This window comes from Streptomyces sp. NPDC048338, from assembly GCF_043201055.1.
Lineage (GTDB): Bacteria > Actinomycetota > Actinomycetes > Streptomycetales > Streptomycetaceae > Streptomyces.
Genome location: NZ_JBICYQ010000005.1, coordinates 42,547 through 55,423 on the forward strand (window position 1 = coordinate 42,547; position 12,877 = coordinate 55,423).

Annotated in this window: 9 protein-coding genes; 7 read left to right on the top strand and 2 right to left on the bottom strand. The window is 72.9% G+C overall.

Annotated features, from left to right (window positions below):
* Window positions 1–146 precede the first annotated feature (146 nt).
* From miaA to hflX, 6 genes are all read left to right on the top strand, one after another.
* Window positions 147–1,085 carry a tRNA (adenosine(37)-N6)-dimethylallyltransferase MiaA gene (gene miaA / locus ACGFZF_RS13480; protein ID WP_393553837.1) on the top strand — a complete coding sequence of 313 codons (939 nt, stop codon included), beginning with the start codon at window positions 147–149 and terminating at the stop codon, window positions 1,083–1,085.
* 108 nt (window positions 1,086–1,193) lie between these two features.
* The gene (locus ACGFZF_RS13485) at window positions 1,194–1,658 is read left to right on the top strand and encodes a hypothetical protein (RefSeq protein WP_393554227.1); all 465 of its coding nucleotides are present in this window, start codon (window positions 1,194–1,196) and stop codon (window positions 1,656–1,658) included.
* A gap of 272 nt (window positions 1,659–1,930) precedes the next feature.
* Window positions 1,931–2,815 (top strand): diaminopimelate epimerase, encoded by an 885-nt coding sequence (dapF, locus tag ACGFZF_RS13490; RefSeq protein WP_393553839.1) that lies wholly within the window; start codon window positions 1,931–1,933, stop codon window positions 2,813–2,815.
* Between the two features lie 313 nt (window positions 2,816–3,128).
* On the top strand, window positions 3,129–5,261 hold the full coding sequence (locus tag ACGFZF_RS13495; RefSeq protein WP_393553841.1) for a RelA/SpoT family protein: 2,133 nt from the start codon (window positions 3,129–3,131) through the stop codon (window positions 5,259–5,261).
* 89 nt (window positions 5,262–5,350) lie between these two features.
* Window positions 5,351–6,841, top strand: coding sequence for a M1 family metallopeptidase (locus tag ACGFZF_RS13500; RefSeq protein ID WP_393553843.1), 1,491 nt, complete (start codon window positions 5,351–5,353; stop codon window positions 6,839–6,841).
* Window positions 6,842–6,959: 118 nt separating this feature from the next.
* Complete coding sequence (gene hflX, locus ACGFZF_RS13505) at window positions 6,960–8,453, top strand: GTPase HflX (protein ID WP_393553845.1); 1,494 nt, start codon at window positions 6,960–6,962, stop codon at window positions 8,451–8,453.
* A gap of 105 nt (window positions 8,454–8,558) precedes the next feature.
* Here hflX and ACGFZF_RS13510 read toward each other — a convergent pair whose 3' ends face one another.
* Together ACGFZF_RS13510 and ACGFZF_RS13515 are read right to left on the bottom strand one after the other, a co-directional pair.
* Window positions 8,559–9,725 carry a trypsin-like serine peptidase gene (locus ACGFZF_RS13510; protein WP_393553847.1) on the bottom strand — a complete coding sequence of 389 codons (1,167 nt, stop codon included), beginning with the start codon at window positions 9,723–9,725 and terminating at the stop codon, window positions 8,559–8,561.
* Window positions 9,726–9,896: 171 nt separating this feature from the next.
* Window positions 9,897–11,072 (bottom strand): trypsin-like serine peptidase, encoded by a 1,176-nt coding sequence (locus tag ACGFZF_RS13515; RefSeq protein WP_393553849.1) that lies wholly within the window; start codon window positions 11,070–11,072, stop codon window positions 9,897–9,899.
* Between the two features lie 322 nt (window positions 11,073–11,394).
* Between ACGFZF_RS13515 and ACGFZF_RS13520 the strand changes: the two genes are divergently transcribed.
* A complete protein-coding gene (locus ACGFZF_RS13520; protein WP_393553851.1) occupies window positions 11,395–12,870 on the top strand; it encodes a diaminobutyrate--2-oxoglutarate transaminase family protein in 1,476 nt (491 codons plus the stop codon).
* The last annotated feature ends 7 nt before the right edge of the window (window positions 12,871–12,877 follow it).

A 12,877-nucleotide genomic window follows, 5' to 3' on the forward strand; every position in this document is an offset into this window, starting at 1 on the left:
CGGCGACCGGGGCGCTCCACTGCGCCACCCGGTGCAGCCGGTACGCGAAACCGGCGGGCGGAACCTCGCAACAGGCAACGAACCCGGATGCGGCTCGTCACGTCGCTCGTTCGGGGACCCGCCCGGACGTTTGCGAGACTGGGGCGGTGAGAAGTGCAGCTCCCGCCCCGCGGGTCATCGCCGTCGTCGGTCCCACAGCGGCCGGAAAGTCTGATCTGGGCGTTTTCCTCGCCCGGCAACTCGGCGGCGAGGTCGTCAACGCCGACTCCATGCAGCTCTACCGGGGGATGGACATCGGTACCGCGAAGCTGACGGTGGAGGAGCGCGGCGGCATCCCGCACCACCTGCTGGACATCTGGGACGTGACGGAGGCCGCCAGCGTCGCCGAGTACCAGCGGCTCGCCCGGGCCGAGATCGACCGGCTGCTCGCCGCCGGCCGCACCCCCGTGCTGGTCGGTGGCTCCGGTCTCTACGTGCGGGGCGCCATCGACGCACTCGAGTTCCCCGGCACCGACCCGGCCGTCCGGGCCCGTCTGGAGGCCGAGCTGGAGGAGTGCGGCTCCGGGGCCCTGCACGCCCGGCTCGCCGCCGCGGACCCCGAGGCGGGCCGCGCGATCCTGCCCAGCAACGGCCGCCGCATCGTCCGGGCCCTGGAGGTCATCGAGATCACCGGGAAGCCCTTCACCGCCAATCTGCCCGGCCCCGACTCGGTCTACGACACGGTGCAGATCGGTGTGGACGTGGCGCGCCCCGAGCTCGACGAGCGCATCACCACCCGCGTGGACCGGATGTGGGAGGCCGGGCTCGTGGACGAGGTGCGCACGCTGGAGGCGCAGGGGTTGCGCGAGGGGCGCACCGCCGCCCGCGCGCTCGGCTACCAGCAGGTGCTCGCGGCGCTCGCGGGGGAGTGCACCGAGGAGGAGGCGCGCACGGAGACCGTGCGCGCCACCAAGCGCTTCGCGCGCCGTCAGGACTCCTGGTTCCGCCGCGACCCGCGGGTCCACTGGCTCAGCGGAGCGGCAGATCACCGCGGGGAACTCCCCGGGGAGGCGCTGGCGTTGGTCGAACGAGCGGTTACAGCCTGATCACGTGATGGCATCGGGACGCACTGCCCGTCATTTCGGGGGGTGGGAGCGTGCCATCATCGAGCATCGATCGACCAAGTGGAGTCCGAGTGGGGAGGGCGCGTGGCGATGGAGGCCGGCCCTCGCGACACAGAGCAGCAGGACGCGATCCGGGGCGAAGCCCCGGGTGACGCGCCCGGTTTGACCCCGGACGGTCCCGACGACGCCCAGGGCTCGGCCGTCGAGGTCGACCCGGGCGAGGTCGAGGTGGAGCTGCGGCCCCAGCGTCGGCTGCGGATCTGGCAGCTCGCCCCCATCGTGGGCCTCGCCGCCGTCGGCTCCCTGATGTTCGCCTTCCCGCTCGCCTTCGGCTCGGGCGACGGCGGCGCCGTGGTCGCCATGCTCGGTCTGCTGATCAGCTGCTGCGCGGCGGGCTGGGGCATGATGGCCGCCCGCAAGGTCGGCTACACCTGGCCGGGCCTCCCGGCCCGGGGTTCGGGCGACCGCCCGAACTGGCGGGTCTTCACCCTCTACGTCTGCCTCAGCGCGCTCCTGGTCGCCCTGGCGGTCTGGCGCGTGGCGCGCCTGCGCTGAGCCCGCCGGCGGGCACCCGCCCTCCGGGCCACACGCCCGCCTCGACCGCCACCCGCCCTCCGGGGCCACGCCCGCCCCGGCGCCGCCCGGTCCCGGCCCGGCGGCCCACGCCGGCCCTTCCGGCACCCGGCACCCCCCGGCCCCCGAGTCCACCCTGCCCCGCCCCGTGGTCCGCGTACCCCCGCCCGGCCCGGCGGCGTGCCCGCCCCGCCCCCGTTCCGCCCTTCGGACCCGCGGGGCCGCCGTCGTGGCCGCCCCGTACAGTTGGTCCCGTGACCAGCGCGCTGACCTCGCCCCTCGCATTCCTCAAGGGCCACGGGACCGAGAACGACTTCGTGATCGTCCCCGACGCCGACAACACCGTCGAGCTGCCCGCGGCGGTCGTCGCCCGGCTGTGCGACCGGCGGGCCGGCATCGGTGGCGACGGGCTGCTCCACGTGGTCCGCAGCGCCGCCCACCCCGAGGCCCGTTCCATGGCCGACGAGGCCGAGTGGTTCATGGACTACCGCAACGCGGACGGCTCCGTGGCGGAGATGTGCGGCAACGGCGTCCGCGTCTTCGCCCGCTACCTGGAGCACGCCGGACACGTCACCGCCGGCGAGGTCGCCGTCGCCACCCGCGGCGGGGTCAAGAGGGTCCACCTCGACAAGGACGGCTCCGTCACCGTCTCCATGGGCCGCGCGCGGCTCCCCGAGGACGGTGTCACCGTCACCGTCGACGGCCGCAGCTGGCCCGCCCGCAACGTGAACATGGGCAACCCGCACGCCGTCGCCTTCGTCGAGAGCCTCGACCACGCCGGCAACCTGTTCACCGAGCCTCCGTACGCCCCCGCCGGGGTCTACCCCGAGGGCGTGAACATCGAGTTCGTCGCCGACCGCGGCCCCCGCCACGTCGCCATGCGCGTCCACGAGCGCGGCGCCGCCGAGACCCGCTCCTGCGGTACCGGCGCGTGCGCCGTCGCCGTGGCCACCGCGCGCCGGGACGGCGTCGACCCGGCGCAGAGCGGCACCCCCGCCACGTACACCGTCGACGTCCTCGGCGGGACGCTGATCATCACCGAGCACCCCGACGGCGAGATCGAGATGACCGGCCCGGCCGTCATCGTCGCCGAGGGCACCCTCGACCCCGCCTGGCTCGCGGACACCCCGACCACCTGAACTCGGCAGCCGGACAGCCGGACAGCCGGACAGCCGGACAGCCGCCCCGGCCCTCCCGCCGTGCCGCCGCGCCGCCCCCCCCGAAAGGCCCGGCGGCCGGGCCCCCGCGTGCCGGCCCGACCGTCCCCTCGGGGCGGGCACGACCGACGGGAATCGAATCAGTCAACGACTGATCCGTCGCTCGAATGGGTGATCCGTTTCACGCTGGGCGAGAGGGGGACTGCAGCGCGTGGTGGGGTCGGTAACATCAAGCACCGGCCCGGCAGGCACGCCTTGCCCGCCCACCGCCGGTCGACGTTGCCGGAGGTGCCCCATGAGTGCAGAGGCCACCAACCCTGCGAGCGCGGCCGAGGCCACCAGCCCCGACGCTCCCAGCCGCAGACGCGCCCGCGCGAGGATCGACCTCCGCCGACTGGGCCGCGCCGCTCTGCTCGGTCCCACCGCGAGGGACCGGCTGCCGGACGCCATCGGGCACGTCGCCGAAGCACACCGTGCCCACCACCCCGAGGCCGACCTCGCCGTGCTCCGCCGGGCGTACGTCCTCGCCGAGTTCTCGCATCGCGGGCAGTTCCGCAAGAGCGGTGAGCCGTACATCACCCACCCCCTCGCGGTCACCCTCATCCTCGCCGAACTCGGCGCGGAGACCACCACGTTGACCGCCTCCCTCCTCCACGACACCGTCGAGGACACGGACGTGACGCTCGATCAGGTCCGCGAGCAGTTCGGTGACGAGGTCGCCTACCTCGTCGACGGCGTGACCAAGCTGGAGAAGGTCGACTACGGCGCCGCCGCCGAACCGGAGACCTTCCGCAAGATGCTCGTCGCCACCGGCAACGACGTCCGCGTGATGTCGATCAAACTCGCCGACCGGCTCCACAACATGCGCACCCTCGGCGTGATGCGCCCCGAGAAACAGGTCCGCATCGCCAAGGTCACCCGCGACGTCCTCATCCCCCTCGCCGAACGGCTCGGTGTGCAGGCGCTCAAGACGGAGCTGGAGGACCTGGTCTTCGCGATCCTCCACCCCGAGGAGTACGAGAACACCCGCGCCCTCATCGCCGAGAACTCCGGCGCCGGCGACGCGCTCGCCGCCATCGCGGACGCCGTCTCCGCCGTGCTCCGCGAGGCGGACATCCCGGCCGAGGTCCTCATCCGGCCCCGGCACTTCGTCTCCGTCCACCGCGTCCGGCTCAAGCGCGGAGACCTGCGCGGCAGCGACTTCGGCCGGCTTCTCGTCCTGGTCAACGAGGACGCCGACTGCTACGGCGTCCTCGGTGAGCTCCACACCTGTTTCACCCCGGTGATCTCCGAGTTCAAGGACTTCATCGCCGCCCCGAAGTTCAACCTGTACCAGTCGCTGCACACGGCCGTCGCCGCCCCGGACGGAGCCGTCGCCGAAGTCCTCATCCGCACCCACCAGATGCACAAGGTCGCCGAAGCGGGCGTCGTCGCCCTCGGCAATCCGTACACGCCCCCGGCCACGGTCGACGCCGGCGCCGAAGCAGCCGAGGACGGCGAGCGCGCCGACCCCACCCGCCCCGGCTGGCTCTCCCGCCTGCTCGACTGGCAGGAGGCCACGCCCGACCCCGACACCTTCTGGACCTTGCTGCGCGCCGACCTCGCCGAGGACCAGGAGATCACCGTCTTCCGCGCCGACGGCGGAACCCTCGGTCTGCCCGCCGGGGCGAGCTGCGTGGACGCCGCCTACGCCCAGCACGGCGAAGCCGCCCACGGCTGTCTCGGCGCGCGCGTCAACGGCCGTCTGGCGACGCTGAGCACGGTGCTCGTCGACGGCGACACGGTGCAGCTGCTCCTCGCCCAGGACGCGACCTCGGGCCCGTCGCCACAGTGGCTGGACCACGCCCGCACCCAGGCCGCCCGGATCGCGATCACCGCCTGGCTGCGGGCGCACCCCGAAGCGACGAAGGCCCCCGACGCCGACCCCCGGCCGCCCTCGTCCGTCACCGCGGACCGGCGTTCCGGCACCCGGCTCCTCGCCGAACTCCCCGGCAGCGCCACCGCCGCCGTGCGGCCCGCCGGCTGCTGCACGCCCGTACCCCCGGACGAGATCACCGGCTTCCTGGTACGCGGCGGGTCCATCACCGTCCATCGCACCGGCTGCGCCTCGGTCGACGCGATGAGGCGACTCGGCCGCGAACCCGTCGTCGTGCACTGGGGCGACACCGCCGAATGCCGGGTCACGCTCGTCGCCGAGTCCTTCGGCAGACCCCATCTGCTCGCGGACCTCACCGAGGCCATCGCCGGTGCCGGCGTGGCCGTGGTCGCCGCGACCGTCGAGCCGCCCAGCGAACAGCGGGTCCGGCACACGTACACCCTCCAACTCCCCGACGCGGCCGGACTCCCCGCCCTCATGCGGGCGATGCGCGACGTCCCCGGCGTGTACGACGTGAGCCGCGCCCGCCACCCCGCCTCGCCGCAGGACTGAACCGGAAGACCCCGGTGGCATGACTCCTTCGGGTGGCGGGCGAGCGCGCCGCCCGGGGGAGCGGCGGACGCCCTGGTAGCCGTAAGCCCATGCCGCTCACACCCCGACTTAGCCCCCCACGCGCGCGGTGGCTGCGTTCCGCCGTCGTGGTCGCCGCATCGGCCGGACTGCTCGCCGCGGCCCTCCCCGCGCCGGCGCCCCTCGGTATCGGAGACCCGCTCTTCCCCCACCTCGGCAACCCCGGCTACGACGTCCTCGCCTACGACATCGGCCTCACCTACCCGGGGACGAACACCAAGCCGCTCCAGGCCGTCACCCGCATCGACGCCCTCGCGACCGAGGACCTGGAACGGATCAACCTGGACTTCACCCACGGCACGGTGGCCTCGGTCACGGTCGGGGGCGAACCCGCGGACTTCACCACGCGCGGCGAGGACCTCGTGATCACCCCGGCCCGCGCGGTCCGGTCCGGCGACGCGCTCACCGTCACCGTCCACCACACCAGCGACCCCGCCGGCCCCGCCGACAACGGCGGCTGGGTCCGGACCGGCGACGGCCTCGCCATGGCCAACCAGGCCGACGCCGCCCACCGGGTCTTCCCGTCCAACGACCACCCGGCCGACAAGGCCCTCTTCACCTTCCGGATCACCGCCCCCAGCACGCTGACCGCCGTCGCCAACGGCCTGCCCGCGGGCCGGACCGAGCAGGGCGCCACCACGACCTGGACCTACCGCACGGCCCACCCCATGGCCACCGAGCTCGCCCAGGTCTCCATCGGCCGCACCACCGTCGTCCACCGGGCCGGCCCGCACGGACTCCCCGTCCGGGACGTGGTGCCCACCGCCGACCGGGAGGTCCTGGAGCCCTGGCTGAAGCGCACCCCCGGCCACCTGGAATGGATGGAGCGCCAGGTCGGGCCGTACCCCTTCGAGACCTACGGCCTGCTGATCGCGGACGCCGACACCGGCTTCGAGCTGGAGACCCAGACGCTCTCCCTCTTCGAGCGGAGGCTCTTCACCGAGCCCGCGTTCCCGGCGTGGTACGTCGACTCGGTCATGGTCCACGAGCTGGCCCACCACTGGTTCGGCGACAGCGTCTCCCCCCGCACCTGGTCCGACCTCTGGCTCAACGAGGGGCACGCGAGCTGGTATGAGGCGCTCTACGCCGACGAGACGGCGAAGCAGTCCCTGGAGCGGCGCATGAAGGCGGCCTACACCGCCTCCGACACGTGGCGCGCCGACGGCGGCCCGCCCGCGGCCCCCGCGCCGCCCTCGCCCGGCAAGAAGATCAGCCTGTTCCGGCCCGTGGTCTACGACGGCAGCGCACTCGTCCTCTACGCGCTGCGCCAGGAGATCGGCAAGGACGCCTTCCAGCGGGTGGAGCGCCGCTGGGTCGACGAGCACCGCGACGGCACCGCCACCACCGCCGACTTCACGGCACTGGCCTCGGAGGTCGCGGGGCGTGACCTCGGCTCCTTCTTCGCGGGCTGGCTGTACGCGAAGAAGACCCCGGCCATGCCCGGCCACCCGGACTGGCGCAGTCGCGCTCCGGAGGCCGCCGGAGCCGTGAAACCGGGGTGACGGGCCCCGTCCGGGCGTGTCACCATCATCAGGTCGGCAGCGCGGCCCGGCCGGGAATGTTTCGCGGCCGTCACACGTTGTGATCGACGCAACGACTTTCCATCGAAGTAAGGATCAAATGACCTCCTCTTCATCCCCTTCCCAGGACGAGCAGAGCTTCGCCGAGACGAGCCGCACCGAGAGCCTTCGGGCCGATGCCCTGATGGAAGAGGACGTCGCCTGGAGCCACGAGATCGACGGAGATCGGGACGGCGATCAGTTCGACCGCTCCGAGCGCGCGGCCCTGCGGCGCGTGGCGGGCCTCTCCACCGAGCTCGAGGACGTCACCGAGGTCGAGTACCGGCAGCTGCGCCTGGAGCGCGTGGTGCTGGTCGGTGTGTGGACCTCGGGGACCGTCCAGGACGCGGAGAACTCCCTCGCGGAGCTCGCGGCCCTCGCCGAGACGGCGGGCGCCCTCGTACTCGACGGCGTCATCCAGCGCCGTGACAAGCCGGACCCGGCCACCTTCATCGGCTCGGGCAAGGCACGCGAGCTGCGGGACATCGTGCTCGAGACCGGCGCCGACACCGTCGTCTGCGACGGTGAGCTCAGCCCCGGTCAGCTCATCGCCCTCGAAGACGTCGTCAAGGTCAAGGTGGTCGACCGGACCGCCCTGATCCTCGACATCTTCGCCCAGCACGCCAAGTCCCGAGAGGGCAAGGCGCAGGTCGCTCTCGCGCAGATGCAGTACATGCTGCCGCGACTGCGCGGCTGGGGTCAGTCGCTCTCCCGTCAGATGGGCGGCGGCGGCGGTGGCGGCATGGCCACCCGTGGTCCCGGTGAGACCAAGATCGAGACCGACCGGCGTCGGATCCGCGAGAAGATGGCGAAGATGCGCCGGGAGATCGCGGAGATGAAGACCGGCCGCGACATCAAGCGGCAGGAGCGGCGCCGCCACAAGGTGCCGTCGGTCGCCATCGCCGGTTACACCAACGCCGGCAAGTCCTCCCTGCTCAACCGGCTGACCGGCGCGGGCGTGCTGGTGGAGAACGCACTGTTCGCCACCCTCGACCCGACCGTCCGCCGGGCCGAGACGCCGACCGGCCGGGTGTACACCCTGGCCGACACCGTCGGGTTCGTACGGCACCTGCCGCACCACCTGGTCGAGGCGTTCCGCTCCACGATGGAGGAGGTCGGCGAATCCGACCTGATCCTGCACGTGGTGGACGGGTCGCACCCGGCTCCGGAGGAGCAGCTGGCCGCCGTGCGCGAGGTCTTCCGCGACGTCGGCGCGGTGAACGTGCCGGAGATCGTGATCGTCAACAAGGCCGACGCCGCCGATCCGCTGGTACTGCAGCGGATCATGCGCGCCGAGCGGCACGCCATCGCGGTCTCCGCCCGGACGGGCGAGGGCATCGAGGAGCTGCTCGCGCTCATCGACGCCGAACTGCCCCGTCCGCAGGTCGAGATCGAGGCGCTCGTGCCGTACACCCAGGGCGGTCTCGTCTCCCGGGTGCACGCCGAGGGCGAGATGCTCTCCGAGGAGCACACCCCGGAGGGCACGCTGATCAAGGCGCGGGTGCACGAGGAGCTGGCGGCGTTCCTGATGCCGTACGTTCCCGCCGCGCACTGAGCGGTCGTCCCACGCGGAAGGCCCCGCCCCCTCGCACCGAGGGGGCGGGGCCTTCCGCGTGAACGGTCCGTGCGGGGCCCGGTCGCCGGGACCGGGCCCCTCCGGTCAGCGGGCGAACTTCTTGCTGACCATGTCGTGCGCGGCCTGGGCGCCCCGGCCCAGCTGCGGTCCCGCGAGCCAGCCGTTGCCGCCGGCCGGGCCGATCGAGGTGTTCGACACGAGCGCCGTCTTGCCGTTGGGCAGCACGCGGAACCAGCCGCCGCCGGACGAACCGCCGGTCATCGTGCAGCCGATGCGGTACATGGTCGGCGTCGCCGGAGCCGTGGTCAGCCGGGTCGGCCGGTCCAGGCACTTGTGCATGATCAGGCCGTTGTACGGCGGCGCCGCCGGGTAGCCCCAGGCGCCCATCGTGCCGGCCTGCGCGGCCGTCGGCGCCGAGAAGTCGACCGGCAGGGCCGCGCCCACGGTCTCCTCCAGGGACTTGCCGCCCCGCTCCGGCTTCACGTGGAGCACGGCGTAGTCGTAGGGCCAGGCGGGGTTCGTGCCGCCGCGCTGGATCCACTCGCCCGAGGTCACGGCCCAGTCGGCCCAGTACTGGCCGTAGGGGGCGACCTCGTGCGGCTTGGCGTTGCGCAGCGCGGACGCGGACTTGCCGAGGTCGTTGTAGGCCGGCACGAAGGCGATGTTGCGGTACCAGCCGCCGCGCTGACCCGCGTGCACGCAGTGGCCGGCCGTCCAGACCATGTTGGACTTGCCGGGCCGGCGCGGGTCCTTCACGATCGTGCCGGAGCAGACCATGTGGCCCTGCGGAGAGTCGAAGAAGATCTTGCCGACCGGAGCCGCGTTGCGGTGGTACGGCGTCTTCTCGCGCTGGGCCTGCACCGGCCGCGGCACCGGGTCGCTGCCGGAACTGCCCGAGGTGGCCGCGATCGTGGGATCGGGGCTCTTCGCCGACTGCATGCGCTCGTTGTCCCAGAGCCCGTCGATGACCGGGTTGACGAAGTCCTCGGCCTCACGCAGCCACTTGTCCTGGTCCCAGTTCTTCCAGTCGCCGTTCTTCCACTTGTCCAGGTCGACGCCGCGCTTCTTCAGCTTGTCGGCCAGGTCCTGGGGGAGCGCGGCGTCACCGCCGTCGCCCGCGGGACCGGACGCGGTGGCACCGGCGGCCGGCTTGTCGGCGGCCGGCGTCTCGGTCGGGCCGCAGCCCGTCACGGTCAGCGCGAGCGCCACCGCCAGACCGGCGGCGGCCGGCAGAAGTCGTATGGAACGCATGAGTTGTTCTCCCCCTGAGACGGATCCCGCGCCCCGGCCCTGCCACCCCAGTGGGTTGCCATGGACGCGTCACTAGCGGTGCACAGTATGCCTGCCGCCGGGAGGCGGGACCCCCGGGGCCTGTCGTCAAGGACACGCCCAAGAGGTCCCGCCTCCCGGTTCACCCGCGGGTCAGTTGCCCGCGTACTTCTTGCTGACCGCGTCGTACACGCCCTTGGCCTCGGCGCCCAGGCGCGGACCGGCCAGCCAGCCGGCCGTCACCGGGCCGATGGAGGTGTTGGACACCAGCGCCGGCTTGCCGTCCTGGCCCTCGGCCACCCAGCCGCCGCCGGACGAACCGCCGGTCATGGTGCAGCCGATGCGGTACATCGTGGGCTGCTCGGCCTTCACCGAGAGGCGGCCCGGCCGGTCCTGGCACTGGAACATCTTCTGGCCGTCGTACGGCGGACCCGCCGGGTAGCCGGTCGCCGTCATGGCGGAGATCTTCGAGACCGCCGGGGCGTTGAAGTCCACCGGGAGGGCCGAACCGACCGTCTCCTCCAGCGACTTGCCCGTGCCGCCCTTCTCGGGCGTCACGTGGATCACCGCGAAGTCGTACGGCGCGCCCTGACCGCCGGTCGACGCGCCCTCCGCGATCCACTGGTCGGACGTCTGCACCCAGTCGCCCCACCACACGCCGTACGGAGCGACCTGGTCGCGGGTGGCGTTCTCCAGCGCGGAGGTCGGCTTCCCGCTGTCGTTGTAGGAGGGCACGAAGGCGATGTTGCGGTACCAGCCGCCCTTCTTGCCGGCGTGCACGCAGTGACCCGCCGTCCAGACCATGTTGGACTTGCCCGGGTGCGCGGGGTCCTTCACGACCGTGGCCGAGCAGACCATCGAACCCTGCGGACCGTCGAAGAAGACCTTGCCGGCCTCGGGGACGTTGGCGTGGTACGGCGACTGGACGGACTTCGCCCGCACCGGCGCGGGGGTCGGGTCGGTGACACCCTTGTCACCCGAGATGTCCTCCTCCTCGACCGGCTTGTCGGGGCGCTCGGCGTCCCGCATGCGGTCCGGGTCCCAGAGGTCCTCGATGATCGGGTTGACGTAGTCCTTGGCCTCACGCAGCCACGTGGCGCGGTCCCAGTTCTTCCACTCGCCGTCCCTCCACTTGTCCAGATCGATCCCGTGCTCCTTGAGCCGGTCCTTGAGGTCGTCCGGAATCGTGATCTTGTCGCCGGTGGACGGACTCGCGGGCGCGCTGGGCTTGTTCCCCGCGTTGTCCTCGGTCGGGCCGCAGGCCGTCGCCGTCAGCGTCAACGCCGCCACGGCGGCTGCCGCGGCGAGCAGCGGACGAATCGGTCGCATCTCGTGATCCCCCTGGGACTACGTCAACTTGTGCATGAGTGAACAGTGTCGGCGCCGTGACCGGCGCCCGAAGTGCGGCCCCCACTATGCCGGTGCCGGAGGGGACGGTACCCGCCAGGTGCGTGGTTCCCGCCCCGGTGCGGCCGTTGCCGGGACGTGACGCAGACCACTCGAAGGATCTTCGGATCGGCCCGTTATCCCCGGCGCCTCCCGTCGTTGGTACGTACGGGGGGCACAGAGGCAGCGTTCATGGCCGTCGTACACACGGTCGAGTGACGTACCGATGTGCAACGCAACTGTTACAGCGGGAGGACACCGAGCCGTGGCCGTGACCGAACCAGCCCCGGCGGCACCGGGGGCCGCGCGGACGGACGAAGGGGAGAGGGCGACGGGCGGGGGGAGCGCCCACGAGGGCATCCTGCGCCGCCAGTCACTGCGCGAGTCGGCGGCGCGCACGTACGCGCGCTCGCTGCCGATCGTCCCCGTCCGGGCGCGGGGACTGACGATCGAGGGCGCGGACGGCCGCCGTTACCTCGACTGCCTGTCGGGCGCCGGGACGCTGGCACTCGGGCACAACCATCCGGTGGTCCTGGAAGCGATCAGGAAGGTGCTCGACTCGGGCGCCCCGCTCCACATCCTCGACCTGGCGACCCCGGTCAAGGACGCCTTCACCACCGAGCTGTTCGCCACGCTGCCGGCCGGCCTCGCCGAGAACGCGCGGATCCAGTTCTGCGGCCCCGCCGGTACGGACGCCGTCGAGGCCGCCCTCAAACTGGTCCGCACGGCCACCGGCCGCAGCGGACTGCTCAGTTTCGCCGGCGCCTACCACGGGATGACGGCGGGAGCCCTCGACGCCTCGGGCGGCGCGACCGACGTCCGGGTGACCCGGCTGCCCTACCCGCAGAACTACCGCTGCCCGTTCGGCGTCGGCGGAGACCGCGGCGCCGAACTGGCCGCCCGCTGGACCGAGAACCTCCTCGACGACCCCAAGAGCGGGGTCACCACGCCCGCCGCGATGATCCTCGAACCGGTGCAGGGCGAAGGCGGCGTGCTCCCCGCGCCCGACGACTGGATGCGCCGCATGCGGCGCGTCACCGCGGCCCGTTCCATTCCACTCATCGCCGACGAGGTCCAGACGGGCGTCGGCCGCACCGGCGCCTTCTGGGCCGTCGACCACAGCGGCGTCGTCCCCGACGTCATGGTCCTGTCCAAGGCCATCGGCGGCTCCCTGCCCCTCGCCGTCGTCGTCTACCGCGCCGAGCTCGACGCCTGGGAACCCGGCGCCCACGCCGGTACCTTCCGCGGCAACCAGCTCGCCATGGCCGCGGGCGCGGCCACCCTCGCCTACGTCCGGGAGAACCGCCTGGCCGACCGGGCCGCCACTCTCGGAGCCCGCATGCTCGGCCGCCTCCAGGGTCTGGCCGCGGCCCACCCCTCCATCGGCGACGTGCGCGGCCGCGGGCTCATGATCGGCGTCGAACTCGTCGACCCCACCGCCGAGGACCCTCGCTCCGCCGATCCCCACACCCCGCCTGCCGACCCCGCTCTCGCGGCGGCCGTCCAACGGCAGTGCCTGGACCGCGGACTCATCGTGGAACTGGGCGGACGCCACTCCGCGGTCGTCCGCCTCCTCCCGCCGCTCACCCTCACCGACGAACAGGCCGAGGCCGTCCTCGACCGCTTCGCCGACGCCCTGGCAGCCGCCGAGCGCGCCCACCGCCCGGCACCGCCCGACCGTCCCCGGCCCGTACGCCAGCGGGCCGCGCACCACCGGAACGACACCGGACCGTCCCACTGATCCCGGA

Bases quoted from the DNA above. Each gene is read 5' to 3' on its own strand.
- ACGFZF_RS13485 (WP_393554227.1), top strand. From the start codon at position 1,194: ATGGAGGCCGGCCCTCGCGACACAGAGCAGCAGGACGCGATCCGGGGC.
- ACGFZF_RS13500 (WP_393553843.1), top strand. From the start codon at position 5,351: ATGCCGCTCACACCCCGACTTAGCCCCCCACGCGCGCGGTGGCTGCGT.
- ACGFZF_RS13515 (WP_393553849.1), bottom strand. From the start codon at position 11,072: ATGCGACCGATTCGTCCGCTGCTCGCCGCGGCAGCCGCCGTGGCGGCG.
- hflX (WP_393553845.1), top strand. From the start codon at position 6,960: ATGACCTCCTCTTCATCCCCTTCCCAGGACGAGCAGAGCTTCGCCGAG.
- ACGFZF_RS13495 (WP_393553841.1), top strand. From the start codon at position 3,129: ATGAGTGCAGAGGCCACCAACCCTGCGAGCGCGGCCGAGGCCACCAGC.
- ACGFZF_RS13510 (WP_393553847.1), bottom strand. From the start codon at position 9,725: ATGCGTTCCATACGACTTCTGCCGGCCGCCGCCGGTCTGGCGGTGGCG.